We start from the raw sequence: 23,415 nt of genomic DNA on the forward strand, positions 1-23,415 counted from the left end.
CGGCGTTAGACGCAATTGCCGGTCGTTGTTCTTCCAATCGGCCGAAATTTTCCACGGCGCTCCGAAGAGGCATCTGTCTTTGGCGGGACTGGGTAGGACAACGAGGGCGTGGCAATTCTGCGAATCCGACCAATGGATGAGTGCCTCCGACCGCCGACGAACTCGCGGCGATGCGGGACCTGAGCGACGAGGTTGAGCCGCTGATGATGCTGATTGTCTCGACAGAACGCTGATCACACGCGACGACGCCGACGCGACCGGGGCTCGCGGAGCCACCTGGATCGGCCGGCGTCGCAGCCTCAAGATCGCGGCAGTCCAGCGGACAAGCCGCGCTGGCGGCACCATCCTGCAAAATGGCGCTAATCGGAGGCATAGGCCCGGGCAGTATTCGCGCTGTCCTTCTGTTTGGCATAGTCCCGAGCCGTCTCGGCCAGTCCGCCGAGGGAAGAGGGGAGGGGGCCCTGCGCGACGCCGGCGCTGGACGGGGGGGGCGCGGTGCTCGGAGCCACGTCTTCTTCACCACCATCGCCGGTCAGGCGCGCGGGAGCAGGGATTTTCTGCGAAATCGGGGGATGCTGGGCCATGGCCCGCGAGTGTATCAGCTTTATGTCCGATAAGATTGCATTATCGGACATAAAAAGCTCACGACACCCACGGCGCTTTCACCGCCCGTTTGCACGATAAAGCGCCGTCAGGCATATGATCGATCCATGATTCCGGCCGCTCCCCGGCGCATGGTTGCGCCTCTCTCTGAACCATCCGGATCGGCGCCGTCTCCCCCGCAAGCGCCTGCGGAGAGCCTTGCGCCGCTTCCCCGTCGGCTGCGCCCCCAGCCCGCCCATGTCCTCGTCGCCGCACAGGCCATCTTTGCGGCGGGCGGCGCCATCGCTTGGCTCGATCAGGTCGTGCGGCTCGATGCACCCGTCCTCGGCGCCTTGCGGATGCGGCAAGCCCTGTCGGCCGCCGTGATCTCGAGCACCTGACCCGGCCGGGCGACGATCCCGGGCCGACCGGGCGCCTGCACCGGGCGTGGCGCCGCATGGCCGAACAGCCGACTCGCACCGATGCGACGTCCGTGGCCCACCTGGCCTCCCTGCTGGACGTCGGTATCCCGACGACCGAGGCCTTTGCTGTCCGCGCTTCCGAGCCGGGGAGCTTTCCCGTGGCGGCCGCCGCGGCGGCCGCGGGCCGGGTGATCCGGTCCGGTGCAGGCCCATCCCGCGAGCGCGAGATCGTGGCCTGGATGATCGCCGATCTGGTTCTGGCCGCTCATCTCGGCTGGCCCCGACCGATCCCGCTGCTGGCGACGGCGATCCGCCATCCCTCCCTGCGCCCGGCCGGCGAGGGGCGCTGGCCCGCGCCGGACAGCCCTGCCTGGCTCCCATTCTTCTGCGCGGCTTATGACAGGCGGCGACGGCGGCCTATGAACGGGCCGGGGAGCTGCTGCGCCGCGCCGCCCAGTTGCAGCAGGTCATCACGCGCGTCAGGTCCCGTGGGCGCGAGGACGGGGCCGCCCTGCTGCTCGCCGACGATGCCGTCGCCCCCGTCCGTCTGGCCGGGATCGGATCGGATCGCGCCGCCCGCCGTTTCCTCGAGCGCTTGACCGCCCTCGGAGCCGTGCGGGAACTCACCGGTCGTCCGACCTTCCGCCTTTACGGACTCTGAACATGGCGCAATCCGGCCCCCCCGACCTGCCGTTCGATCCGGAACTGGATCACCTCCCGCCCGAGATCCGCTGGCGGGAATGGATGGGGCGCGTCGAAGCGGTCATTTTCGCCTCGCCGGAACCGGTGCCGCGCGAGGTCCTGAGCCGCCTTGTCGGACGCGCCTGCCGGCTCGACGATGTGATCGCCGACATTCAGCATGAGTTGCAGGCGCGGCCGTTCGAGCTGGTCTTCGTCGCCGGCGGCTGGCACCATCGCACGCGACCGCGCTACGCCGATGCCATTCGGGTGGTCCAGCAGCCGCAAGCCGGTTCGGCGGACCGCGACCTGAGTTCAACCGAGCGTCTCGTCGTCACGGCAATCGGGTATCTGCAGCCGGTCACGCGCAAAGAGCTGTCGCGCCTGTTCGGCAAGGAGGTGAGCCGCGATGTCATCGCCCGGCTCAAGCGGCTGGACTTCATTGGTGCCGGGCCGCGCTCGCCCGAACCGGGCTCGCCTCTGACTTATGTCACCACGTCGGAGTTTTGTCCGTCTTCGGATTTGGGTCCCTGCGCGGTCTGCCGGATATTGAAGCGCTCGAAGAGGCAGGCCTATTGCAACCCATTACCGAAGCGAACGAGCCGGCTGATGCTCTGGACCGCGAGCTCGGTCTGGTTGGCGATGATCGGGTTGAGGGGCACAGTGATCTGCTCTGAGCGAACTGTAAGGTGCAGTGTCGGGCGACGGCAGGAGCGCTAGGGCATCGGGATGCTGGATCCTCAGGTCGGCTCACGAAACGCGAGCTGACGCTCAAATCGGGCGGGAAGTGTCAGCACCTGACCCACTTCCAGACCCCTGATCGATCCGCTGAGTCTGCTTGAAGGCGACCTGTATGTTTCAGGCCCAGCGATAGGTGATGGATGGATGTAGACCTAATCTCCATTCCAAGTCGGTTGACGGAGGGCTATTTTTTTGTCCGGTGGATCGAGGGCTTTCGCGTTGGCTTCCCCATGGCGGAAAATGCCGGATCCCCCATCATCCAGTCCGAGTTGTGTTGCCCTTCTGGTGCAGGACACCTCGCACCCACGATCACAGGTTAATGAGGAGGAACGCACAATGTCCCGCCATCCGATGACCCCCTTCCGCCCCGGTGGCGGCATGTTTCCCGGTGATCCCTTTCTCTCGCTGCATCGTGAGATGAACCGCCTTTTCGATGATGTCTTCCGTGGCGCCAGCCTGCCCGCGGCGCCCGGCGGCCAGAGCCAAGGCGACGTCGGCAGCTTCGTCAACGCCAGCATGAACGTGTTGGAGACGGACAAGGAGATCCGCATCACGGCGGAGTTGCCCGGCGTCACCGAGCAGGACATCGATTTCAGCCTCGATGATGACGTGCTCACCATCCGGGGCGAGAAGAAGTTCGAGCGCAAAGACGACAAGGAGAACTTCCACTTCGTGGAGTGCTCCTACGGCACCTTCCAACGCTCATTGCGGTTGCCCTACGCCGTTAACTCCGAGCAGGTGAGCGCCAGCTTCGAGAACGGCGTCCTGACCGTGATCGTGCCGAAAACCGGGCGGCAGGAGCGTTCCCGCCGCATCCAGGTGCAAGGCCGGGGCGCAACCCGTCAGGGCACCGCGACAGAGGGCGGCCAGCAGGAGAATACCGGCACACAGGAGCAATCCGACGACACGAGATCCGGCTGAAGGTCGACCCGCGTGATGGCGGGCAGGCGCCTATGACCACGCCGGGAACAACCCTGCTCGACGGGGAGGCGAGGCTCCTCGAATATTTTTGATCCGCGTCAATGTCGGTTTCTGACAACTGCGCCATGATCCGTATCGCGCACCCAGAGGCCGACACACCCCACTTCAATTAAACGGGGAGGACCGCCATGCCCAGGATGAAAGCCGCCATCTTTGTTGAGCCGGGCCGCATCGTTTTGGATGAGAAGCCGATCCCGGATGTCGGTCCCCTCGATGCGCTCATCCGCATCACCACCACAACGATCTGTGGCACCGACGTTCACATCCTCAAGGGCGAGTACCCGGTGGCTCGAGGGCTCACCATTGGCCATGAACCGGTCGGCATCATCGAGAAGCTCGGCTCGGCCGTGCGAGGCTACCGCGAGGGGCAGAGGGTCATCGCCGGCGCCATCACACCTAGCGGGCACAGCGCGGCCTGCCTGTGCGGCTGCCATTCCCAGGACGGGGCCGGCACAACGCATGGCTGGAAGCCGATGGGCGGCTGGCGCTTCGGCAACACCGTCGACGGCTGCCAGGCCGAATTCGTGCTCGTTCCCGACGCCATGGCGAACCTCGCTCCCGTACCGGACGGGCTCACCGACGAGCAGGTGCTGATGTGCCCGGACATCATGTCCACCGGCTTCTCCGGTGCGGAGAGTGGGCGCATCCGCATCGGCGACACGGTGGCCGTGTTTGCTCAAGGGCCGATTGGCCTGTGCGCCACAGCCGGCGCCCGCCTGATGGGCGCGACCACAATCATCGCCGTCGAGGGCGTGCCCGAGCGCATGGAGATGGCGCGCCGGATGGGGGCGGACCACGTGGTCGACTTCACGAAGGCCGATCCCGTCGACGAGATCCGGCGCCTGACCGATGGACGCGGCGTCGACGTTTCCATCGAGGCGCTCGGGCGCCAGCAAACCTTCGAGGCGTCGCTGCGCGTGCTTCGGCCGGGCGGCACGCTGTCGTCGCTCGGTGTCTATTCGGGTGATCTCAGGATCCCCCTCGACGGCTTCCTGGCCGGGCTTGGAGACCACACTATCCGGACCACGCTCTGCCCGGGCGGCAAGGAGCGCATGCGGCGCCTGATGGAGGTGATCGCTTCAGGACGCGTCGACACGCGCCCGCTGGTAACGCACCGCTTCAAGCTCGACCAGATCGAGGAGGCTTACGAGTTGTTCGGCCACCAGCGCGACGGCGTGCTCAAGGTCGCGATCACGCCGTGACCGCATCGGCAGGCTCATCAGGGATCAGGTCTGCTGAACATACGTGCCTGGGGCGTCGCACAGCGCAGGGTAGCCACGGGTTGGCGCCCCGAGCGCGGGAGGGCCCACCGGATTGCCGGAATGCGAGGCAAGCCACCGGACCCATTCCGGCCACCACGAGCCCTCATGCCAATGCGCGATCCTGGTCCAGGTGTCCGGATCCAGGTAGTGGTCCGTGGCGGATTTCGTCAAAATCTGGAAGCGCCCGCCCGGCCGGTCCGGATTCGCCACGATGCCGGCATTATGGCCTCCCTTTGTGAGAAGGAACGTCACGTCGGTGTCGGCCAGAAGATGGATCTTGAACGCCGAGCGCCACGGCGCGACGTGATCGCGCTCCGTCCCTACGGAAAAGATCGGCGCCCGGATGTCGCTGACCGCAACGGGACGCCCGTCGACGCGGAAGCGGCCCTCGGCGAGATCGTTGTCGAGGAAGAGTTGCTCCAGGTAATCCGCGTGCATGCGGTAAGGCATGCGGGTAGCGTCGGCGTTCCAGGCCATGAGGTCGTTCAGGGGCGTGCGCTCGCCCATCAGGTAGTGCCGCACGAGCCGCGACCAGATGAGGTCGTTCGAGCGCAGGAGCTGGAATGCGCCAGCCATCTGCCGGGTGTCGAGATAGCCCTGGCTGCGCATCAGGTCCTCCAGGAAGTGGACCTGGCTCTCGTTGATGAACAGGGTGAGCTCTCCGGCCTCCCGGAAGTCCGCCTGCGCCGCCAGCAGCGACACCGTCTCTAGGCGTTCGTCCCCGTCACGCGCCATGGCGGCCGCGGCAATCGACAGGAGCGTGCCCCCGAGGCAGTAGCCGACGGCATGGACCTTGCGGTCCGGCACGATGGCGCTGACCGCATCGAGCGCGGCCATCACCCCGAGCGTGCGGTAGTCGTCCATGCCGAGATCCCGATCCTCTGCGGTCGGGTTCTTCCAAGAGATGATGAACACCGTGAAGCCTTGATCCGTCAGGTACCGGACGAGAGAGTTCTCCGGGGACAGGTCGAGGATGTAGTACTTCATGATCCAGGCGGGCACGATCAGGATAGGTTCTGGCCTGACCTTGTCAGTCTTCGGGGCATACTGGATCAGCTCGATGAGGCGGTTACGGTAGATCACCGCGCCGCGTGTCACGGCCACATCGCGGCCGACCTGGAAGCCTTCCGTGCCGGCCGGAGGTTTCGAGCGGACGATCCTGTCCCAGTCATCCTTGAGGTTCCGCAGGCCCTGCACGAGGTTCTGGCCGCCCGTTTCCAGGATGCGCCGCTGCACGACCGGATTGGTCACCACGAAGTTGGAAGGTGATGCCATGTCGAGGATCTGGCGCGAGATGAACTCGACCACCGCCTCGTGCTGCTTAGTGACCCCGTCGATATCGGTCGTCGCGTCGTGCCACCATTGCTGCTGCAGCAGGAAGGCCTGGTGGATGATGTTGAACGGCCATTGCTGCCACTCATCTCCGCCGAACCGGCGGTCCTGGGGCAGCGGCTCGATGCACGGTTCGCAGGGGCTTCCGTCCAGGCCGCAACGGGAGGCCAACTGCGCCAAGCGCGTCCACTGGCGGGCTGCCTTTGTGGCAAGCTCGACCTGCTTGCCGGGCGAGATGGCAAGGTGGGCGGCCCAGTCCATGTAGGCAGCAGCGAGCGCCGCGAGCGAAAGGCCGCCGGTGAGGTGCGCCAAGCCCGCATGGGCGGCGTGATCGAGGGTGTCCCAGAAGTGGTGAAGCTGGGCGTTGACCGATTGCTCGGCCAGGGGGATAGGCGCGGGCATGGTGGGAGAGGAACGCCGATCTGGCTTCTGCCCCGGCGCTGGGGTGCCCCGGGCCCTCGGCGCACGTCTGGTGGCAAGAGTGGCAGATGGGTGGGACGGCATCGCAGCCTCCGGGTCTTGCCCTGTGTGCCGCAGGAAGTGGGCCATCGGACACTATCCCCGGACGAGCTCAGGCAAATTGCGCCAGATCAAAGCATTCACCCCGATTTCGACCACATGATGATCGATAGCTGCTTCGGCACAACGGCTGTGTCCGGGCCCACAGAGGGAGAGAGTGATGATCAAGGACATCATGGTGCATCTCGACGGAAGCCTCGAGGACGAGATCCGGCTGGAGCACGGGCAGGCCATCGCGTCCGCCGGGCGGGCCCCTCTCATCGGCATCTTCACCAACCTGCTGCCCGACCTCACCATCGCCATGCCGATGGACGGCGGCGCGGCGGCGATGCAGGTGCTGACCGAGCTTGACGATAAGGCGCGCCAGGACGGCGACACCACCGCCAAGCGCCTGACCGAGCGGCTGGCCAGCCTGCAAGTGCCGAGCGAGCTGCGCCGGCTCGATGGGACCTACGGCACCCTCTCGGCGAAGGTGGTGGAGCAGGCCCGCTGCGCCGATCTCTTCCTAGCCACCCGGCCCAATGGCGGGACCGAGACACCCGACTGGACGGATCTCGTCGAGGCGGTTCTCTTCGGCAGCGGACGCGCGCTCCTGCTCGTGCCGCCCGGCCGTCATCGTCGGGGGCCGATCCAGACCGTGCTGGTGGCCTGGAACGGCAGCCGCGAGGCCGCCCGCGCCCTGCGCGAAGGCTTGCCCTTCATCGAGCAAGCGGGGCGCACTGTCGTCCTCGTCGTGGATCCTCCGCCGGACACTAGGCCCTGGATGGAGGTGGAGGACCACCTCGCCCGCCATGGCGTGATCGCGGAGGTCGAAACCGCCGAAAGCCAGGATCGCCGCGTCGCCGACGTCATCCTCGACGAGGCCCGCAGCGTGTCCGCGGATCTCATCATCATGGGAGGGTACGGCCATACCCGTTTCAGGGAGCAGGTGTTCGGCGGAGCGACGCGAGACATCCTCTCCGCAGCGGACAGTCCGCTGCTGGTGGCTCATTAAAGCGGGCCATGCCAATCGCCTGGAGGGCAGGACATGCTGGTGCAGACGCGTGTCGCATCGAACGGCAATGAGGCGGACACCGCGGCCGGCACGCCTGCGAGCCTGACCGGTCTCGACGAGGCCGAGGCGCAGCGCCGGCTTGCCCGGCATGGGCCCAATGCTGTCGCGGGGAGGCGCCCCCGCGGACTGATCGACATCGTCCGCGGGATCCTGCACGAGCCCATGTTTCTGCTCCTCCTTGCCGCGGCGGGGCTTTACTTGGTGCTCGGCGATATCGGCGAGGGCCTGTTCATGATGGCCGGCGCCCTCGTGACCATCGGGCTGGTCGTGCTGCAGGAGGCGAGGAGCGAACAAGCCTTGGCAGCCCTGCGAGAACTCGCGGAGCCGTACGCCCGGGTGATCCGGGGCGGGGCCGAGCGGCGCATCCCGGCGCGCGATCTCGTGCCGGGCGATCTCGTCCTCGTTGGAGAGGGGGAACGTCTGCCCGCCGATGGCATCCTGCTCGCCGGCGATGCGCTGACAGTCGACGAGTCCGCCCTCACGGGCGAGTCGGTGCCAGTGTCCAAGCGTCCCACGCCAGATGGGGCGGGTAAGGCGACCGATCCCGAACCTGGAGGAGACGACACGCCGTACCTGTTCGCCGGTACCCTGAATGTGCGTGGGCAGGGCATGGTCCACCTCATGCGTACAGGTGCCGCGACCCGGCTGGGGCGCATCGGCGCCTCGCTGGCCGCCATTGAGGACGAGCCGACGCTGCTGCAGAAAACGACTGGCGCGCTCATCACCAAACTCGGCGCTCTCGCGCTAGGGTTCTGCGCCATCGTCGCCGTGACCTATGGCGTACTGCGAGGCGACTGGATTGGAGGCATGCTATCCGGGATCACGCTGGCTATTGCGCTGCTGCCGGAAGAGTTCCCGATGGTGCTGGCGATCTTCATGGCGCTTGGGGCCTTTCGGCTTGCCCGGCACAACGTGCTGGTGCGCCGTGCCGCCGTGATCGAGACGCTCGGGGCGGCCACCTTCCTGTGCGTCGACAAGACCGGTACGCTGACGGAAAACCGGATGGCGCTCACAACGGTCTGGCGCGACGGCAAGGCTCAGGATCTCCGGGACAGCGGCGAGCTTTGCGCCGCCATGGAGCCGCTGCGGACGGCGCTGCTCGCGTCCGCCGTCCGCCCCGTCGATCCCATGGACAAGGCCATCCATGAGGTGAGGGCGCAACCGCCGACGGAGCTGGATGGAACCGGGGCCCCGCTGCGCACCTATCCGCTCCGTCCCGAGCTTCTCGCGTTCATCCAGGTCTGGGCGGATCCGCAGGGCGGCGTCCTCTATGCCGCGAAGGGCGCCCCAGAGGCTATTCTCCGGCTCTGCCGCATGGAGGATGACCAACGCGCGGCAATGGACAGGGTCGTTGCCGACCTGGCAGGCCGCGGCCTGCGGGTGCTGGGCGTGGCATCCGCGCGCGATACCCGGGACAGCGCAACCGCTCCCGAAGCTCTGGCTTTCACCTTCGAGGGGTTGATCGGCTTCGCGGATCCGGTGCGGCCCGATGTCCCGCAGGCCGTCGCCGAGGCGAAGCGGGCCGGGATCACCGTTGCGATGATCACGGGCGATTACCCCGCCACAGCTTTGGAGATCGCCCGCCAGGCCGGGATCGACACAAGTGCGGGCGTGCTCACCGGCAGGGAGGTCGCCGAGCTCGATCCGGAAGGACTGCGGGAGCTCGCGCGGCGGATCCGGGTGTTTGCGCGCATCATGCCGGAGCAGAAGCTCGCGCTGGTCGAGGCCTTGAAGGCCAATGGCGCGGTCGTTGCCATGACCGGAGACGGCGTCAATGACGCGCCGGCGCTTGAGGCCGCGCACATTGGCATCGCCATGGGGCAGCGGGGCACCGATGTCGCCCGGGAGGCCGCCGACATCGTGCTCCTCGATGACCGGTTTCCCTCGATCATCGGGGGTGTGCGTCTCGGGCGGCGCATCTTCGCGAACCTGCGCAAGGCGCTCACCTATGTGACCGCGATCCATGTGCCTATCGCCGGGCTCGCCCTGCTGCCCATCCTGATGGGTCTGCCGCCGATCCTGTATCCGATGCACGTGATCCTGCTGGAGCTCGTGATCGATCCCGTCTGCTCGCTCGTGTTCGAGGGGGAACCCAGCGAGCGGCATGCGATGGAGCAGCCGCCCCGTCCCGCCACCGAGCCGCTCTTCGGCACCTCCCAGATCGTGCTCGGGCTCCTCCAGGGTGCCGTCGTTCTCGGGGCCGTCTTCGGCCTCTATGTGTGGACGCTGAATACTGGCCTTCCGGAGGTGGAGGCGCGGGCTGCGGCGTTTGTCGCCTTGGTGCTCGGAAACCTGGTGCTTGCACTCGCCGACGCTGCGGAGCCGGGAACTTCCGTCTTTGACAGGAGGAGGCTCGCTTTCTGGGGGATCGGCGCCGGGGCCGCCGTCATCGTCGCCATGGTCCTTTACGTTCCGCCGCTGGCCAGCATTCTGCGCGTTTCATCCCCGAGCCTGTCATGGATGGCGATAACTGTGACCATTGCAGTTCTGGCCGGGGGCTGGTTCGGCTTGGCCAAGCGGTTCCGGTCCGCAGGGGCATCAAGCAACGAGCAACGGACATCGGCATGACACGCATCGTCATTATCCAGGGCCACCCCACGTCCGGCGGCGGGCATTTCGGCCACGCGCTCGCCGAGGCGTACGCTGAAGGGGCTTCCGCCGGCGGCCACCAAGTCCGGTCCATCCCGGTTGCCGACCTCGACTTCCCGCTGTTGCGCTCGAAAGCCGATTGGGACAGCGGCCCGCCGCCATCCGTCATCGCGGAGGCCCAGCGCACCATGGCGTGGGCCGAGCACCTCGTCATCATCTACCCTCTGTGGCTTGGAGGGATGCCCGCACTCCTGAAGGGGTTCATGGAACAGGCGTTCCGCCCGGCCTTCATGACGGGTGGGGGCGGCTCCAAGGCGAGCTGGAAGACCGCCCTCAAGGGGCGCTCGTCCCGGATCGTCATCACGATGGGCATGCCCGCCTTCGTCTATCGGTGGTACTTCGGCGCGCACAGCCTCAGGAGTCTGAAGCGCAGCATCCTGTCCTTGGTTGGCATCGGCCCGAACCGGCACACGCTCGTCGGGATGATCGAGGGCATGAGCGACAGTAAACGGATGGCCTGGCTCGATGCGATGCGCAGCCTCGGCAAGAGGGCTCGGTGACTATTGCGTGGGCTTTTGGCTTTACCGGTCTGCTGACGTGCAGATCGGCAACGGTTGATGCAGACCCTGCAAGGGGCGACAATCCTTGCGCCCCAGCTGGACCCGATGATGCCTGGTGTTGAGAAAGCCAGCCTGTCAGCCTCGCCGCGACCTCGGTTCCTCCGCGTGCCGAGGATCCCTTCGCTGCAGGAGCTTCACGGGGTCATCCGCCCCATCCTGGTCATCCTGCCCGCAATGGGGCTGATCCTGGGCTTCGGAGTGCGCATTGTCGGAAGCGGGCACTGGGCCGGGACGATCTGGGCCGCGGCGACCCTCCCGGTCCTGAGTGCATTGCTGATCGAGATCGTTGCCACTCTGCGGCGCGGGGATGTCGGCCTCGACATCGTTGCCGCCCTCTCCATGACCGGGGCGCTCATGTTCGGGGAGCACCTCGCCGCCGTTGTCGTCGCCCTGATGTACGCCGGCGGGCAGTACCTGGAGAGCTTTGCCGAGCGGCGCGCCAACCGCGAGATGACGGCGCTACTCGCCCGTGTGCCGCGGACTGCGATCCGACAGCGGGACGGCAGGCTTGAGGAGGTCCCCCTCGATGCCATCGCGCCGGAGGACCGCCTGCTGGTCCGCCAGGGTGACGTCGTGCCCGTGGATGGACTTGTTGTCGCTGGGATGGCTGTTCTGGATCAGTCGGCGCTGACGGGCGAGTCGGTTCCTGTCCAGAAGAGAGTCGGCGAGCCAGTCATGAGCGGCGTGACCAATGTCGGCGATGCTTTCGACCTTTCGGCCACGCACCGCGCTGCTGAGAGCACCTATGCCGGCATCGTCCGTCTGATCGAAGCCGCGCAAGCCTCAAAGGCTCCCATGACGCGGCTCGCCGACCGGTTCGCCATGGCGTTCCTCGCACTGACCGTGATGCTCGCCGGCGGTGCTTGGCTGTGGAGTGGCGATCCGATCCGAGCCCTGGCCGTTCTCGTCGTCGCCACCCCATGTCCCCTTATCCTTGCTGTGCCCGTGGCCATTGTCTCAGGAGTGTCACGCGCCGCGAAGGCCGGGGTGCTTGTGAAGGGCGGGAGGGCACTGGAGACGCTCGCTCGGGTGAAGGCCCTAGTGATCGACAAGACAGGCACCCTCACGCACGGGCGGGCGCGGATAGTCGAGATCCGCCCTAGGGCGGGGCTGTCGCCCGAAGAACTCCTCCAGCTCGCGGCGTCGCTTGATCAGGCATCGAAGCACGTCATCGCCCGGGCCCTCGTTTTGGAGGCGCAGGCCTGGGGACTCGACCTCCAGCGTCCTACAGCAATCGAAGAGATCCCGGGCGAGGGGCTGGAAGGGAACGTCGACGGCCGGCGCGTGGTCGTGGGCGGTGTCCGGTTTGTCTCGCAGCGCGTTCCGAACGCCGGGGCGGTGGCCGACGGCTACTATCCCGTGGGCTCGGTTGTGGTGGCCGTGGCGGCCGATGGGGAGCCCGCCGGGCTCCTGATCCTGGCAGACCCCTTACGCTCGGAAGCCGCCCGGGTGATCGACAGCCTTCGCCGGCTGGGGATTGCCCGGATCACGCTGGCATCCGGCGACCGCCGCGACGTGGCGGAGGCCGTGACAGTCGGATTGCACCTCGACTCGGTCCATGCCGAACTCACGCCAGACCGGAAGATCGCCATCGTGCAGGATGAGAAGCGGCACGGGCCCGTGATGATGATCGGTGACGGCGTCAACGATGCTCCGGCTCTTGCTGCTGCTGACCTTGGCGTCGCCATGGGCGCAAAGGGTGCCGCCGCGTCGGCCGAAGCAGCCGATGTGGTCCTGCTGTTCGATCAGCTCGATAAGATACCAGTGGCGATCCGGGCCGCTCGCCGGTCCAGGCACATCGCGTTCCAGAGCGTCTATGTGGGGATCAGCCTGTCGGTCGTTGGGATGATGGCCGCCGGGTTGGGCTATCTGACGCCGGTGCAGGGAGCTCTCATCCAGGAGGCCATCGACGTGGCCATGATCCTGAACGCGCTGCGGGCGCTGTGGGGACCTGAGCCGTCGTGATCACGATGCGCCCGGCTCCTCCGGGACGCGGTGATTGGCTTATCGGCGCTCCTGAAGGAGTTCGATCTGCATCTCCTGGATTTCGGCGAGGCGCTCCCACTGCCGGTTGATGAGATGGTCCACCTTTTCGTGCAGGTGCCGGATTTCGAGTTCCGCCTTCAGGTTGACCTGATAGTCGTTCCGCGAGCGCAGTCGATCCTTTGCCTCCTGACGCCTCTGGTTCATCATGATGATGGGAGCCTGAACGGCGGCGATGCAGGACAGAACGAGGTTGAGAAGGATGTAGGGGTGTGGGTCAAAGGCCTCAGGCCCTCGCGCCGCGTTGATGCCGATCCAAGCTCCCAGACCCAGGGCGAAAAATATCAGGAACGGCCAACTCCCGCCGAACGTGGCAAGCCCTCAGACAGGCGCTCGCCCAACGTGCGGTTCTCGTCGTAGTTGTCCTCGACGTTCTCTGTGACGGTGAGACCCTCCGCAAGACTGCGCGCCACTTCCTTGTCGAGCCTGGTGAGTTCGCCGCGTTCCTGGCGCAGGAGTTCTTCGACATAACGCAAGCGGTACCGGTCGACGGCTGCCCGACTGATACAGCTCTGGGCATCGAGTGCCGGATGGTCCTGCCTGATCCTGTCCGCGAGAGCTGGGCGCAACTGCTCAATCAGGAGAGAGTCCCTTTGGGAGTAAGCTTGGCCCGTGATTGGGAGACCGGGCTGGACGACGCCGGATGGGATGTCATGATCGTCATTTCCACTGGTTTGGCATGGATCAAACTTAGCCGCTCGACGGTGGTGTACCAAGGTGCCATCGCCCTGCCTGATCGTTCCTTGTACCCAGGAGGTCCCTTTGTCGCTTCGCCTTCACTTCTATGGTGCCGCCCGGACCGTGACCGGCTCCTGCTTTCTGCTTGAGACGGACGCCGCCCGTATCCTAATCGATTGCGGAATGTTCCAAGGCTCAAAGACTGAGCGGGAGCTCAACTACCAGCACTTCCCCTTCCGCGCGGCCGGCATCGATGCGCTCTGCCTCACCCATGCGCATATCGACCATAGCGGCCTTGTACCGAAGCTGGTGAAGGCTGGCTTCGACGGTCCGATCTATGCAACGGGCGGCACGGCCGACCTCGCCTCGATCATGCTTCCGGATTCCGGCTACATCCAGGAGATGGAGGTCGATCAGCTGAACCGGCGCAACAGCCGACGCGGGCGGGATAGGGTGTCCCCGATCTACACGGAGGAGGACGCCATCGCGTCTCTCAGGCAGTTCCGCCCCGTGGCTTACGGCCAATGGCAGGATGTGGCTCCCGGCTTCCGAGCCCGCTACTGGAACGCCGGACATCTCTTGGGCTCGGCCTCTATCGAGATGGAGGTGACGTCCAGCGATACCGAAAGACCGACCCGCCTCCTGTTCTCCGGCGATATCGGCCCGGATCAGAAGCTCCTACAGCCCGATCCGGACGGACCGCACGACCTCGATTACGTGATCCTTGAATCGACCTATGGCGACACCGACCGGGCCGGCACCACCATCGAGCGCCGACGGCGGGTGCTGCGGGACGAGGTGCGGGGCGCGATGCGCCCGAGCGGGGTTCTGCTCATACCGTCCTTCGCGGTGGAGCGAACGCAGGAACTGCTCGTCGACCTCATGGAGCTGATGGAAGCGGGCGAGCTGCCGGATATTCCCATCTTCATCGACTCTCCGCTCGCCTCGAAGGCCAGCACCATCTTCAAGCGACATGCCGGAGAGCTCAGGAACGGCGGCGACCTGGTGCAGGCGCTTGAGTCTCGATGGGTGCGCTTCACGGAAACAGTCGAGCAGAGCAAATCCATCGACCGCATCCACAGCTTCCACATTATCATCGCAGCCAGCGGCATGTGCGAGGCGGGCCGGATCCGGCACCACCTGAAGGCGTGGCTCTGGAAGGACGAGGCGACTGTCCTCTTCGTTGGCTTCCAGGCGCAGGGCACCCTTGGGCGGATTCTTCAGGACGGTGCGTCGAAGGTCCGGATCCATGGCGAGGAGATCAAGGTCCGCGCACGGATGAAGACGCTCGACCTCTACTCAGGTCATGCGGACGGGCCGGAGCTGAAGACGTGGCTTTCCGAGCGCCTCCCCGTTCGCCGGGGCGTTTTCCTAGTCCACGGAGAGGATCCGGCCTTGAAAGCGTTGCAAGCGTCACTGGATGAGGTGGAGCAGGCGCCGGATGCGCTCATCCCCGAGATTGACGATCTCTACGATCTGAGCGGCGCGCGCCCCGTGCGCATGGACCGCCCCGAACCGCGGCTGTCTGGCTCAAGCGCCGGACACCGGGACTGGCACAATGACTACGCGGAGCTGCTTCTCGACATCAACGGGGCCATTGAGGCCGCCGCTGACAGAAAGGCGAAGGGGGTCATCATCCGGCGTATCAGGGATGCCTTGAAAAACGGCTACAAGGAGTAAAGCCTGCCATCTTTCCCGTTCCGGTCCGGCCCGATTTGATCGGGATCAAGGCTGTCGGGGGCCGTGCCTCTAAGCTTTGCCACAATGGCGAGGTTCGCTTGAGACGCGCCCTGAACCTGGGAGGGAGACATGCTCTACCACATTACGCTTCATCTGGCCCGCAGCAGGGAGTTTCCGGAGGGCAGCCCGCGCTACGGCTACGAAATCACCGCGCCTCTCGATGCCCAGGGGCATCTGAACCAGGAGGAGTGGGCGGACAAGCGGGCCTATTGCCGGGTTCGCCGCTTCTGGGCCGGTGCGGGGGAGCAGCATGGTATTCTGGTCCACCGCCCAGGTGGGGCCGGCGGGGCAACCTGGATGATCGATTACAACCAGGGTCATCCGGGTGATGAGGAGGCAGGCTATCGCCTCCACCAGCATCGCTTCGCTGAAGGTGAATACATCACCATCCAGGTTGACGACGAGAAGCCCCATACCTTCCAGGTGGTCTCCGTGAAGCTGGCCGAGCCTGCCAGAGCAGAGGGGCACCGACAATGAAGCGGCTCGCTCTCCTTTGCACCGCACTGGCCCTTGGCTCATCGGCCGTGATGGCCCAATCGGGACGCGTGCAGCGCGGGCTCACCTTTGCGCAGACCAACTGCTCCCAATGCCATGCCATCGGCCACTTCGGCGACAGCCCCATTCCCGAGGCGCCGCCGTTCCGAACGCTTCATACCCTTTATCCGATTGAGGGCTTGGCCGAGGCTTTCGCCGAGGGCATCACCACGGGTCATCCCTCGATGCCTCAGTTCGAGCTCGATCCGGCCCAAATTAATGATCTGCTCGCCTACCTGCAATCCATCCAGGGATAGGGTGAGAACTTGAGGTTACTAAAAAAGTTGTCGTAGACGAGGCGCCGGTGCCAGTATGAACCACCTGAAAACCAGCAGTCCGTAGGGAGGAAAACATGTCGAGACCACCTGGAGGGCGCCGCCCCAGCGATCCTTTGAAGGCGGCAGAGGCGGCCTTCAAGAAGGTGACAACAAAGGCCGACGACTTCCGCCTGGAGCGCGACGGCGACAATCTTGTGCTGACCTTCACACCCGACGGACGCGTCTACAACTTCGCAATCGACGGGGATCGGCTCTCGGAGCCCTCCGTGTCGCCTGCCCAGGTGAATGCCGCCGATTACGCGGACGACGAGGTCCGCGGGACCGCATCCGGGCTTGCCAAGCTCGCCCTTACAGGTTCACCCCCGCAGATGTAGGTGCCGCAACCCATATAGTGGCATCCGGTCGGCGGAGTGGTCCAAGGGTGGGGGAACTCCGATGATGCACGGCATGAGCTGGGGCATGGGCGGGATGAATCTGATCGCGCTTCTCGTCCTCATCCTGGTTGTCCTGAGGATTGCCGCGCTTGTGAAATACCTGCTGAAGTGACGTCACAGTGCGGACGGGCCATTGCCCGTCCCACCGGCACTCATGGGCTCACGGCTCGGGGCGTGTCGAGCCCGTCCTAAGCGAACCCTCTGCCTGGGTTCAATAGTCAGCGACTATCCCGGCTGTCGCCGTTGTCGTCATCATCATCGTCGCCGGACCCGCCGGGCATCATGGCACCGCCCGGGCTCATCATTCCCGGACCCATTCCTTGCCCCTTCATGCCGCAGCCGCCCATCCGGACGAGGACCTGCAATCGTCGCTTCTGAGCCTCGTCGAGCGTGGCGTAGAGCGGCGAGGCGGCATCCGCGAGCCTGCGCATGGCCTCCGATCCCTGGCTCATCCGGTCAGCCATGGCGCGGAGCAGGCCAACCGGGTCGGTCGCCATCATTCCAAGGGCCTGGCGCATGGCCTGCATGTGGCTAGCGTGGAGAGTGGCAAGGTTCCGGATCGCGGTCTCGACGGGTGGCCACAGCTTTTCCTGATCGGCTGAGAGCTTCAGACCGGCTTGGATCGCGGCGATGTGGGCGTCGATGAAGGCGCTCATGTCCTCGGGCGAGAACCGGCCTATCATGCCCCGGCCGGGGCCGCCCATCCTGGCGCGCCGGGCATGCCCTGGCCCTGCATCATCTGCCCCATCGGCATTCGTGCCCCGGGCTGGGCCGTTGGCGTTTGGGTCTGTGCGGGAGGCGTCGCCTGGGCTTGTGCAACGGAGGCCCCGCCGGGATGGTGTTGGTCACCGGAAGTTTGAGCCAGAGTGGGGCCGGTGACGGCGATCAGAATGGCGGCGACAAGGTATGTCTTCATGGCAGGCTCTCCAAGTTGAAACCGGTCACTCGCATCAGGAAGCATCCGCGGTGCGCGCTTCACTCAAAGGCGGTGGGCGCCACCCAGGACTGCCATGCTTCCGTTGTCTCAATCACTGCCACTGCACGGTGGCCTCCGGGCTGACGTCGAGCCGCCTAGAGACGCGCGGCCTGCATGGCGTGGCTGGCCCGGCTGTCGTGGTCATGCGGGCCCGGCTCGATGGGGCCGAAGTCGCCCCGCAGCGCCTTAAGCGCATACCGCTCCGTCTCGATCTCGTGGGCGGTGCGGAAGCCGAGCCGCCGCAGGATCGGCAGAGGTGGGCACCAGCCCTGCACCGCGTGCTGGAACAGGAAGGCGGTCACCAGAGCCGGCAGGGCGAGCCAGTGCTTGTCCAAGGTCGCCCCGAGCATCACGCCGGTGAAGGCCAGGGTCGAGGCGTTGGCCTCCAAGGTCCGTTCGACATCCCACTCCTGATCGAGCTCGTGCAGCCGGCGGTCGATCCCCTCGGGATGGGCCGCATGCCAGCGGACGCTCTCGGCAATCTGCATCTTGATCTGACGGTTGATTTCCTGGCTGGTGTGCCTGGGAACGCGGTCGACGGTGCCTGCAACCATGGTTCAGCTTCCTGCAACAACAGGGGCAACGGGGCGTTGGCGGGCCGGTTCCACACGGTGGGCTGGGCTGCATGCCCGCCCTTGCATATCCATGAGAATATGCTAAATTAGATAAACCTCATGAACGTAGGTGCGCCTATGCCCGCTGTGGAACTCGACCTCGAAACATTCGAACAGAAGGCGACCGAGGTTGCCGATGTCCTGCGGGCGCTCGCCAACGAGCGCCGGCTGATGATCCTGTGCAAGCTGGTCGAATGGGGCGAGGCCAACGTCACCACGCTCACCGAGGCGGTGGGGCTGTCGCAATCGGCCCTGTCGCAGCACCTCGCCAAGATGCGCGACGAGGGCATCGTCGCCACCCGGCGCGAAAGCCAGACGATCTGGTACCGCATCGCCGATCCCCGCGTCGAGCAACTCTTCGCTACGCTCTACGAGCTCTATTGCAAGCCAGCCAAGGCCAGCAAGTCCCGCTGATCGGAGGTCGCCATGGAAAACTTCACTCCCGTGTCCGCGCTTATCGGCGGCCTGATGATCGGCGCATCTGCCGCCCTGTTCCTGGTGCTGAACGGGCGCGTCGCGGGCATCAGCGGCATCCTTGGCGGGCTGCTTCATCCGGCCCGCATCGAGATCGGCTGGCGCCTGGCGTTTCTCGCCGGCCTGTTCATTGCGCCGCTAGTCTATGCCGCCGTTGGCGGCGCGCTGCCGCCCGTGGAACTCGATGGCTCCCTGCCACTCGTGATCCTGGCGGGGCTGATCGTCGGCTTCGGGACGCGGCTGGGGGCGGGCTGCACCAGCGGCCACGGCGTCTGCGGCATCGGCCGCGGCTCGCCGCGCTCGCTCGCGGCCACCGCCGTGTTCATGATCACGGCCATCGCCACCGTGTTCGTCACCCGTCACCTCATCGGGATGTAAGCCATGCCCCTGATCGTTTCCGCCTTCGCGTCGGGGCTCCTGTTCGGCCTCGGGCTGATCGTCTCGCAGATGGTCAACCCGGCCAAGGTGCTCGGCTTCCTCGATATCTTCGGCGCCTGGGACCCAAGCCTCGCCCTCGTGATGGGCGGCGCCGTCGCGGTGTCGACGCTGGGCTATCTCATCGCCAAACGTCGCGGCGTGCCCGTGCTGGCGCCGCGCCTGGAGATCCCGACGCGGCGCGACCTCGATCCGCGCCTGATCGGCGGGGCCGCCCTGTTCGGCATCGGCTGGGGCCTCGTTGGCCTGTGCCCTGGACCGGCCCTGGTCGGCATGACCTTCGGCCCGTGGCCCGTGTTCGTGTTCGTCGCCGCGATGATCGTCGGCATGGCGGTCTTCCGCCTCGTGCCCGCCGACTGGCCGCAGGTCACCTTCCGGCGCGAAGCCCCGCGCGTGGATGGCTGAAGCCCAAAAAGCCGGCCATCCCAGATTTCAAACGCTGCGTCATTTCTTGAAGACAGGAGCAAGCATCATGACCGCCCAGACGTCATCGCCCTTGCACGGCCGCCCCATCGTGAAGGGGTTCTACGAGAAGCGCACCGGCAGCGTGCAGTACGTGGTCGCCGATCCCGAGACGAAGAGGTGCGCCATCATCGACCCGGTGCTCGACTTCGATCCGAAGTCCGGGGCGACCGCCACGATCCAGGCCGACGAACTCCTCGCCCACATCGCGCGTGAGGGTTACACCCTCGAATGGATCCTCGACACGCATCCCCATGCCGATCACTTCTCGGCGGCCGGCTACCTCAAGGACAAGACCGGCGTGCCCACCGCCATCGGCGAGAAGGTGGTCGAGGTGCAGAAGCTCTGGAAGAGCCTCTACAACTGGCCCGACACCTTCCCGACGGATGGATCGCAATGGGACCGGCTGTTTGCCGACGGTGAGCGCTTCAGGATCGGCAACCTGGACGTGGAGGTGATGTTCACGCCTGGCCACACGCTGGCGTCCATCGCCTACGTCGTCGGTGACGCCGCCTTCATCCACGACACGATCTTCATGCCTGACAGCGGCACCGCCCGCGCCGACTTCCCCGGCGGCTCCGCCAAGGCGCTGTGGCAGAGCATCCAGCGCATCATGGCCTTGCCGGAGGAGATGCGCCTGTTCACGGGGCACGACTACCAGCCGGGCGGGCGCGAGGCGCAGTGGGAGAGCACGGTCGGGCAGCAGCGGCGCGAGAACAAGCACCTGGTGAAGGCGAAGACGGAGGAGGAGTTCGTGGCGTTGCGCGAAGCGCGCGACCGTGAGCTGCCGATGCCCAAGCTCATCCTGCACTCGCTGCAGGTCAACATCCGCGGCGGGCGCCTGCCGGAACCGGAGGGCAACGGCAAGCGCTACCTCAAGATCCCCCTCGACGCGCTCGACGGCGCCCCCTGGGACGAATGAAGGAGACGATCATGACGAAGACGGCAAAGGACCTCGTGGCCGAGGCCAACCAGACGGTTGAGACCCTGTCGGCCGAGGAAGCCTTAAAGCTCGTGGGCGACCCCGGCGTGGTGCTGGTGGACGTCAGGGAAGGCGAGGAGTTGCAGAAGACCGGCAAGGTTCAGGGAGCAGTGCACGTGCCCCGCGGCTTCCTGGAATTCCAGGCCGATCCCGCCAGCGCCTCGCATAAGCCGGAGCTGGGCGGCGGCAAGCGCTTGGTTCTCTACTGCGCATCCGGAAACCGGTCGGCGCTGGGGGCAAAGGCCCTGACAGAAATGGGCATCGGAAACGTGTCGCATGTGGCGGGCGGCTTCGCGGCCCTCCAGCAGGCGGGCGCGCCCATCGAAGAGGGCCGCTAAGCCATGCTGACCGGTCGCTCAGCCTCGGTGCTCACGCACTTGCCGGGCGATGCGGTTCAGATGATGGTCGTGGATCCCGAAGCCTTCCAGGCCATGGATGGTGTCGAAGAGGTAGTCCCGGCAGGAGCCCAGTGCCCCGCAGGCGGTGGCTATCACCCGGGCCGTGTCGGCCTCCGAAGCGGGCCGGACGTAGTTCGGGGCCTTGCGCTTGATCGTGAAGGCGATGGCGAACGTGTCTTCGGGCAGATCGGGACCGTGCAGCGCTCACCCAGCGCGGCACGTAGGCGCCCGTCACCATCTCGCGCCGCCAGACCAGTTCAAGCTCGGCCTCCGCTTCGGCGCGGGCGATGCGGAAGGCCACGCCCCGGCAGGAACCGCCGCTGTCGAGCCCCAGCACCAGGCCCGGGGCGTCCGGGGTGCCGCGCCCGATGGGCGTGGACAGGCAGAACTCCCGGTGCCAGCCCCGGATCAGGACCGGCTTCTGCTCGGTATGGTGGAAGGCCGGGTTCCAGATCAGGGAGCCGTAGCCGAACAGCCAGACCTCGCCCGGCGCGGGCTGCGCGGCCAGGGTCGCCTGGAGGGATGCATGCCGCTCGGCATCGCTCAGCACAGGCAGATTGGTCCCGGAGCGGGCGATCATCTCATGCACGAAGCCATCCCGGAGGGTTTCCTGGGTCAAGCGATGGGACCGCTTCGGCGCGGCAGATCCTTTCATTCCAATCTCCACTGGGTCGGCACTCGCGTGGCCGTGGGGGCCAATTCCCTTCGGCTCTCTGCATACCTTGGGTGGGGATGTAAGTCTTGGGGTGGCGGGATGTTCATGCCGGCGGCGCATGGCAGCATCACACATGCTGCGCCTGCTCCGCGATCAGGCAGCCGGCTGCAGCCAGCCATCGGCTCGATCAAGTGACGCCCGGTCGAGCGTCGGGGAGCTATTGCGGTGCGAACGGGTTCCTGAATCCACCGGCCCCCGCCGGCGCCCTGGGCGGATGATGCGTGGCGAGATAGTCGAGGATCAGGTCCCGGTCGGCGCCCTGGATGTCCGGCATGCCGTGCCGCTCCGTCATCCAGGTCATCGTCTCGTCCCATCTGTCGCGGGTCAACCCCTGGTTCGACACTAGCTTGTAGCCGTGGCACGCGGTGCACAGGCCGAAGGTCTCGTCCCGTCCGGGTCCCGCCGGCAGGTCGTCAAGCTGCTCGTCCTTGGGCGTGAAGGCAGGCGCAGGCCCCTGCTGGGCCTGCCCGGCAGAGAAAGAGGCCGATGCCGTGAGGGCCAGCATCGGCAGCCAGTGGAATAGCCGCACCATCAATGATCCTTATCCCACCAAGACGGCCACGCGGTGCATGGTGTTGCCGCCATAGCCCTGCGGGTTCCAGTTGTGGGCCACGGGCGGTTGCATCTTGCCGTTCGAGTCCGTGGCCCTTGTCCAGATCTCGAAGTAGCCGTCCGACGGCAGTGGGATGGTCGCTGTCCACCTACTCCAGTCGTAGCGGTTGCGGGGCGGTGCCAGTGTCGCCTGCGTCCAGGTCTGGCCCGCATCGGTCGAGACGTCCACGCGCGACACCGTGAGATCGCCGGCCCAGGCGGTGCCGCGCAGGGCCACCTCCCGCGTGCCGGCCGGCAGCCTCGTGCCGTTCGCCGGAGCCGTGATGATGCTGCGCACCGGCATGGATTCGAGGATGCGGAAGTCCTTCTCGTCCGCCTTGCCGCCCGGCACCATGGGCGTGTTCGGCACCCGGTAGGAGGTTCCGGTCATGCCTTGGCCGTCATGCTCGCGGTCACGGATCGTGATCCGCGTCAGCCACTTGTGCGACAGCGAGCCAGGCCAGCCGGGAATGACCAGCCGCAGTGGTCCGCCATGGATGTTGGGCAGGGGCTCGCCATTCATCTGGTAGACGATCAGGCTGTGCGGCTCCAGCGCCTTGGCGATGGGCATGCCGCGCGAGAGGGACTCCTTGGTCGTGTCTCCCGAGAGGTGCGGGTCGGCGCCGTAATGGGCGGTGTACTTCGCCGTGTCCTTGAGCCCCGCCGCCTGCAGCACTTCGCCCAGCGGGATGCCGGTCCACTCGGCGCAGCCCGCGCCGCCGTTGGCCCATTGGTTGCCTCTGGCCTGCGGCTGGAAGAACGAGCGGCCGTTGCCGCCGCATTCGAGCACCATGCGGTAGGTTTTAGGCTGGAAGCGGGACTTCAGCTCGGCCAGTGTCAGCTCAAGCCGGTTGTTCACCTCGCCGTCAATAGTCAGCTTCCAGGCATCCGGGTTTGCCGCCGGTTCCGGGATCTGTCCGTTGTTGCGAATGAAGAACTTCGACATTGGCGTGGTCTCGTCATCGAGCAGGTGCTCGGGCGTCTCCGCCACCAGCGGCCGCTCGCCGAGGACAACGAGCCCCTTCTCCTTGCCTGGGTAGTCGAGGGGCTGTGGCCCTGAAGGCTGGGCAGCACCGCCCGATGCGGGAGCCCCCTGCGCCAGAGCCGACGGGATCATGATGCCGGTTGGATTCGAGGACAGGGGGACGCTGGCGCCCACGGTGGCCCCTAGGCCCGCCAGGCTAACGCTGGTTAGGAGCCCGCGGCGGCTGATCCCTCCCGGCTGCGGGGGCTCTTGATCGTCAAGGGGTAGGTCTTGGGGCGACCGCTCGGTTTGGCGTG

At 66.2% G+C, this 23,415-nt stretch carries 26 protein-coding genes and 2 pseudogenes; 18 read left to right on the plus strand and 10 right to left on the minus strand.

The window, feature by feature from the left end; translation table 11 throughout:
• Positions 1 to 889 precede the first annotated feature (889 nt).
• The 5 genes and pseudogenes from GR303_RS25405 to GR303_RS08375 all read left to right on the plus strand — a co-directional run.
• Positions 890 to 1,291 (plus strand): annotated as a pseudogene (locus GR303_RS25405) (DUF1403 family protein); the annotation flags it as partial.
• 170 nt (positions 1,292 to 1,461) lie between these two features.
• Positions 1,462 to 1,665 carry a DUF1403 family protein gene (locus GR303_RS25130; protein ID WP_425487097.1) on the plus strand — a complete coding sequence of 68 codons (204 nt, stop codon included), beginning with the start codon at positions 1,462 to 1,464 and terminating at the stop codon, positions 1,663 to 1,665.
• A 2-nt stretch (positions 1,666 to 1,667) separates the two neighbouring features.
• Positions 1,668 to 2,402 (plus strand): SMC-Scp complex subunit ScpB, encoded by a 735-nt coding sequence (gene scpB / locus GR303_RS08365; protein ID WP_343038415.1) that lies wholly within the window; start codon positions 1,668 to 1,670, stop codon positions 2,400 to 2,402.
• Between the two features lie 306 nt (positions 2,403 to 2,708).
• Positions 2,709 to 3,344 carry an Hsp20/alpha crystallin family protein gene (locus tag GR303_RS08370; protein WP_343038414.1) on the plus strand — a complete coding sequence of 212 codons (636 nt, stop codon included), beginning with the start codon at positions 2,709 to 2,711 and terminating at the stop codon, positions 3,342 to 3,344.
• A 188-nt stretch (positions 3,345 to 3,532) separates the two neighbouring features.
• Positions 3,533 to 4,606 (plus strand): NAD(P)-dependent alcohol dehydrogenase, encoded by a 1,074-nt coding sequence (locus GR303_RS08375; RefSeq protein WP_161722400.1) that lies wholly within the window; start codon positions 3,533 to 3,535, stop codon positions 4,604 to 4,606.
• Positions 4,607 to 4,630: 24 nt separating this feature from the next.
• On the opposite strand, the gene GR303_RS08380 is transcribed toward GR303_RS08375, so the two are convergent.
• Positions 4,631 to 6,400, minus strand: a complete 1,770-nt coding sequence (locus GR303_RS08380; protein ID WP_161722399.1) for a PHA/PHB synthase family protein — start codon at positions 6,398 to 6,400, stop codon at positions 4,631 to 4,633.
• A gap of 277 nt (positions 6,401 to 6,677) precedes the next feature.
• On the opposite strand from GR303_RS08380, the gene GR303_RS08385 reads away from it, so the two are divergent.
• From GR303_RS08385 to GR303_RS08400, 4 genes are all read left to right on the plus strand, one after another.
• Positions 6,678 to 7,511, plus strand: a complete 834-nt coding sequence (locus tag GR303_RS08385; RefSeq protein WP_161722398.1) for a universal stress protein — start codon at positions 6,678 to 6,680, stop codon at positions 7,509 to 7,511.
• Between the two features lie 33 nt (positions 7,512 to 7,544).
• Positions 7,545 to 10,139, plus strand: a complete 2,595-nt coding sequence (locus GR303_RS08390; RefSeq protein WP_161722397.1) for a cation-translocating P-type ATPase — start codon at positions 7,545 to 7,547, stop codon at positions 10,137 to 10,139.
• Complete coding sequence (locus GR303_RS08395) at positions 10,136 to 10,720, plus strand: NAD(P)H-dependent oxidoreductase (protein ID WP_161722396.1); 585 nt, start codon at positions 10,136 to 10,138, stop codon at positions 10,718 to 10,720. The genes GR303_RS08390 and GR303_RS08395 overlap by 4 nt, the downstream gene beginning before the upstream one ends.
• Positions 10,721 to 10,954: 234 nt before the next feature.
• Positions 10,955 to 12,745 carry a heavy metal translocating P-type ATPase gene (locus GR303_RS08400; protein WP_459076686.1) on the plus strand — a complete coding sequence of 597 codons (1,791 nt, stop codon included), beginning with the start codon at positions 10,955 to 10,957 and terminating at the stop codon, positions 12,743 to 12,745.
• 39 nt (positions 12,746 to 12,784) lie between these two features.
• Here the strand turns inward: GR303_RS08400 and GR303_RS25300 are convergent, their stop codons facing one another.
• Together GR303_RS25300 and GR303_RS25305 are read right to left on the minus strand one after the other, a co-directional pair.
• Complete coding sequence (locus GR303_RS25300) at positions 12,785 to 13,111, minus strand: DUF1003 domain-containing protein (protein WP_343231989.1); 327 nt, start codon at positions 13,109 to 13,111, stop codon at positions 12,785 to 12,787.
• Positions 13,108 to 13,392: a hypothetical protein gene (locus GR303_RS25305; RefSeq protein WP_343038413.1), complete on the minus strand. Its 285-nt coding sequence runs from the start codon at positions 13,390 to 13,392 to the stop codon at positions 13,108 to 13,110. Before GR303_RS25305 ends, GR303_RS25300 begins: the two co-directional genes overlap by 4 nt.
• Before the next feature lie 193 nt (positions 13,393 to 13,585).
• Between GR303_RS25305 and GR303_RS08410 the strand changes: the two genes are divergently transcribed.
• The 4 genes from GR303_RS08410 to GR303_RS08425 all read left to right on the plus strand — a co-directional run bounded on the left by GR303_RS08410 (position 13,586) and on the right by GR303_RS08425 (position 16,427).
• Complete coding sequence (locus GR303_RS08410) at positions 13,586 to 15,181, plus strand: MBL fold metallo-hydrolase (RefSeq protein ID WP_161722395.1); 1,596 nt, start codon at positions 13,586 to 13,588, stop codon at positions 15,179 to 15,181.
• A 129-nt stretch (positions 15,182 to 15,310) separates the two neighbouring features.
• Positions 15,311 to 15,718: a hypothetical protein gene (locus GR303_RS08415; protein ID WP_161722394.1), complete on the plus strand. Its 408-nt coding sequence runs from the start codon at positions 15,311 to 15,313 to the stop codon at positions 15,716 to 15,718.
• Positions 15,715 to 16,032, plus strand: a complete 318-nt coding sequence (locus GR303_RS08420; RefSeq protein WP_161722393.1) for a c-type cytochrome — start codon at positions 15,715 to 15,717, stop codon at positions 16,030 to 16,032. The genes GR303_RS08415 and GR303_RS08420 overlap by 4 nt, the downstream gene beginning before the upstream one ends.
• Before the next feature lie 95 nt (positions 16,033 to 16,127).
• Positions 16,128 to 16,427: a hypothetical protein gene (locus GR303_RS08425; RefSeq protein ID WP_161722392.1), complete on the plus strand. Its 300-nt coding sequence runs from the start codon at positions 16,128 to 16,130 to the stop codon at positions 16,425 to 16,427.
• Positions 16,428 to 16,705: 278 nt separating this feature from the next.
• Here GR303_RS08425 and GR303_RS08430 read toward each other — a convergent pair whose 3' ends face one another.
• The 3 genes from GR303_RS08430 to GR303_RS08440 form a co-directional block, all read right to left on the minus strand.
• Positions 16,706 to 17,143: a Spy/CpxP family protein refolding chaperone gene (locus GR303_RS08430; RefSeq protein WP_161722391.1), complete on the minus strand. Its 438-nt coding sequence runs from the start codon at positions 17,141 to 17,143 to the stop codon at positions 16,706 to 16,708.
• A 23-nt stretch (positions 17,144 to 17,166) separates the two neighbouring features.
• A complete protein-coding gene (locus GR303_RS08435; protein ID WP_161722390.1) occupies positions 17,167 to 17,403 on the minus strand; it encodes a hypothetical protein in 237 nt (78 codons plus the stop codon).
• 155 nt (positions 17,404 to 17,558) lie between these two features.
• Positions 17,559 to 18,017, minus strand: coding sequence for a hypothetical protein (locus GR303_RS08440; protein WP_161722389.1), 459 nt, complete (start codon positions 18,015 to 18,017; stop codon positions 17,559 to 17,561).
• A 138-nt stretch (positions 18,018 to 18,155) separates the two neighbouring features.
• On the opposite strand from GR303_RS08440, the gene GR303_RS08445 reads away from it, so the two are divergent.
• The 5 genes from GR303_RS08445 (at position 18,156) to GR303_RS08465 (ending at position 20,768) form a co-directional block, all read left to right on the plus strand.
• Complete coding sequence (locus tag GR303_RS08445; protein ID WP_161722388.1) at positions 18,156 to 18,491, plus strand: ArsR/SmtB family transcription factor; 336 nt, start codon at positions 18,156 to 18,158, stop codon at positions 18,489 to 18,491.
• 12 nt (positions 18,492 to 18,503) lie between these two features.
• Positions 18,504 to 18,929: a YeeE/YedE family protein gene (locus GR303_RS08450; RefSeq protein ID WP_161722387.1), complete on the plus strand. Its 426-nt coding sequence runs from the start codon at positions 18,504 to 18,506 to the stop codon at positions 18,927 to 18,929.
• Positions 18,930 to 18,932: 3 nt separating this feature from the next.
• Complete coding sequence (locus tag GR303_RS08455) at positions 18,933 to 19,391, plus strand: YeeE/YedE family protein (protein ID WP_161722386.1); 459 nt, start codon at positions 18,933 to 18,935, stop codon at positions 19,389 to 19,391.
• A gap of 67 nt (positions 19,392 to 19,458) precedes the next feature.
• Positions 19,459 to 20,370, plus strand: a complete 912-nt coding sequence (locus GR303_RS08460) for an MBL fold metallo-hydrolase (RefSeq protein ID WP_161722385.1) — start codon at positions 19,459 to 19,461, stop codon at positions 20,368 to 20,370.
• An 8-nt stretch (positions 20,371 to 20,378) separates the two neighbouring features.
• A complete protein-coding gene (locus tag GR303_RS08465; protein WP_161722608.1) occupies positions 20,379 to 20,768 on the plus strand; it encodes a rhodanese-like domain-containing protein in 390 nt (129 codons plus the stop codon).
• Between the two features lie 18 nt (positions 20,769 to 20,786).
• Here GR303_RS08465 and GR303_RS25410 read toward each other — a convergent pair whose 3' ends face one another.
• From GR303_RS25410 to GR303_RS08480, 4 genes and pseudogenes are all read right to left on the minus strand, one after another.
• Positions 20,787 to 21,029: a gamma-glutamylcyclotransferase gene (locus GR303_RS25410; protein WP_425515144.1), complete on the minus strand. Its 243-nt coding sequence runs from the start codon at positions 21,027 to 21,029 to the stop codon at positions 20,787 to 20,789.
• A 13-nt stretch (positions 21,030 to 21,042) separates the two neighbouring features.
• Positions 21,043 to 21,618, minus strand: a pseudogene (locus GR303_RS25415) (gamma-glutamylcyclotransferase); the annotation flags it as partial.
• Positions 21,619 to 21,700: 82 nt separating this feature from the next.
• On the minus strand, positions 21,701 to 22,075 hold the full coding sequence (locus GR303_RS08475; RefSeq protein ID WP_161722383.1) for a hypothetical protein: 375 nt from the start codon (positions 22,073 to 22,075) through the stop codon (positions 21,701 to 21,703).
• A gap of 9 nt (positions 22,076 to 22,084) precedes the next feature.
• Positions 22,085 to 23,293 carry a sulfite oxidase gene (locus GR303_RS08480; protein ID WP_343038412.1) on the minus strand — a complete coding sequence of 403 codons (1,209 nt, stop codon included), beginning with the start codon at positions 23,291 to 23,293 and terminating at the stop codon, positions 22,085 to 22,087.
• Positions 23,294 to 23,415: the final 122 nt, after the last annotated feature.

The sequence above is a fragment of the Microvirga arsenatis genome, from assembly GCF_009910705.1.
GTDB classification, from domain to species: domain Bacteria; phylum Pseudomonadota; class Alphaproteobacteria; order Rhizobiales; family Beijerinckiaceae; genus Microvirga; species Microvirga arsenatis.

Excerpts from the sequence above, each read along its gene's own strand:
- scpB (WP_343038415.1), top strand. The coding sequence starts at position 1,668 with ATGGCGCAATCCGGCCCCCCCGACCTGCCGTTCGATCCGGAACTGGAT.
- GR303_RS08375 (WP_161722400.1), top strand. The coding sequence starts at position 3,533 with ATGCCCAGGATGAAAGCCGCCATCTTTGTTGAGCCGGGCCGCATCGTT.
- GR303_RS08380 (WP_161722399.1), bottom strand. The coding sequence starts at position 6,400 with ATGCCCGCGCCTATCCCCCTGGCCGAGCAATCGGTCAACGCCCAGCTT.
- GR303_RS08385 (WP_161722398.1), top strand. The coding sequence starts at position 6,678 with ATGATCAAGGACATCATGGTGCATCTCGACGGAAGCCTCGAGGACGAG.
- GR303_RS08390 (WP_161722397.1), top strand. The coding sequence starts at position 7,545 with ATGCTGGTGCAGACGCGTGTCGCATCGAACGGCAATGAGGCGGACACC.
- GR303_RS08395 (WP_161722396.1), top strand. The coding sequence starts at position 10,136 with ATGACACGCATCGTCATTATCCAGGGCCACCCCACGTCCGGCGGCGGG.
- GR303_RS08400 (WP_459076686.1), top strand. The coding sequence starts at position 10,955 with ATGGGGCTGATCCTGGGCTTCGGAGTGCGCATTGTCGGAAGCGGGCAC.
- GR303_RS08415 (WP_161722394.1), top strand. The coding sequence starts at position 15,311 with ATGCTCTACCACATTACGCTTCATCTGGCCCGCAGCAGGGAGTTTCCG.
- GR303_RS08420 (WP_161722393.1), top strand. The coding sequence starts at position 15,715 with ATGAAGCGGCTCGCTCTCCTTTGCACCGCACTGGCCCTTGGCTCATCG.
- GR303_RS08425 (WP_161722392.1), top strand. The coding sequence starts at position 16,128 with ATGTCGAGACCACCTGGAGGGCGCCGCCCCAGCGATCCTTTGAAGGCG.
- GR303_RS08430 (WP_161722391.1), bottom strand. The coding sequence starts at position 17,143 with ATGAGCGCCTTCATCGACGCCCACATCGCCGCGATCCAAGCCGGTCTG.
- GR303_RS08435 (WP_161722390.1), bottom strand. The coding sequence starts at position 17,403 with ATGAAGACATACCTTGTCGCCGCCATTCTGATCGCCGTCACCGGCCCC.
- GR303_RS08440 (WP_161722389.1), bottom strand. The coding sequence starts at position 18,017 with ATGGTTGCAGGCACCGTCGACCGCGTTCCCAGGCACACCAGCCAGGAA.
- GR303_RS08445 (WP_161722388.1), top strand. The coding sequence starts at position 18,156 with ATGCCCGCTGTGGAACTCGACCTCGAAACATTCGAACAGAAGGCGACC.
- GR303_RS08450 (WP_161722387.1), top strand. The coding sequence starts at position 18,504 with ATGGAAAACTTCACTCCCGTGTCCGCGCTTATCGGCGGCCTGATGATC.
- GR303_RS08455 (WP_161722386.1), top strand. The coding sequence starts at position 18,933 with ATGCCCCTGATCGTTTCCGCCTTCGCGTCGGGGCTCCTGTTCGGCCTC.
- GR303_RS08460 (WP_161722385.1), top strand. The coding sequence starts at position 19,459 with ATGACCGCCCAGACGTCATCGCCCTTGCACGGCCGCCCCATCGTGAAG.
- GR303_RS08475 (WP_161722383.1), bottom strand. The coding sequence starts at position 22,075 with ATGGTGCGGCTATTCCACTGGCTGCCGATGCTGGCCCTCACGGCATCG.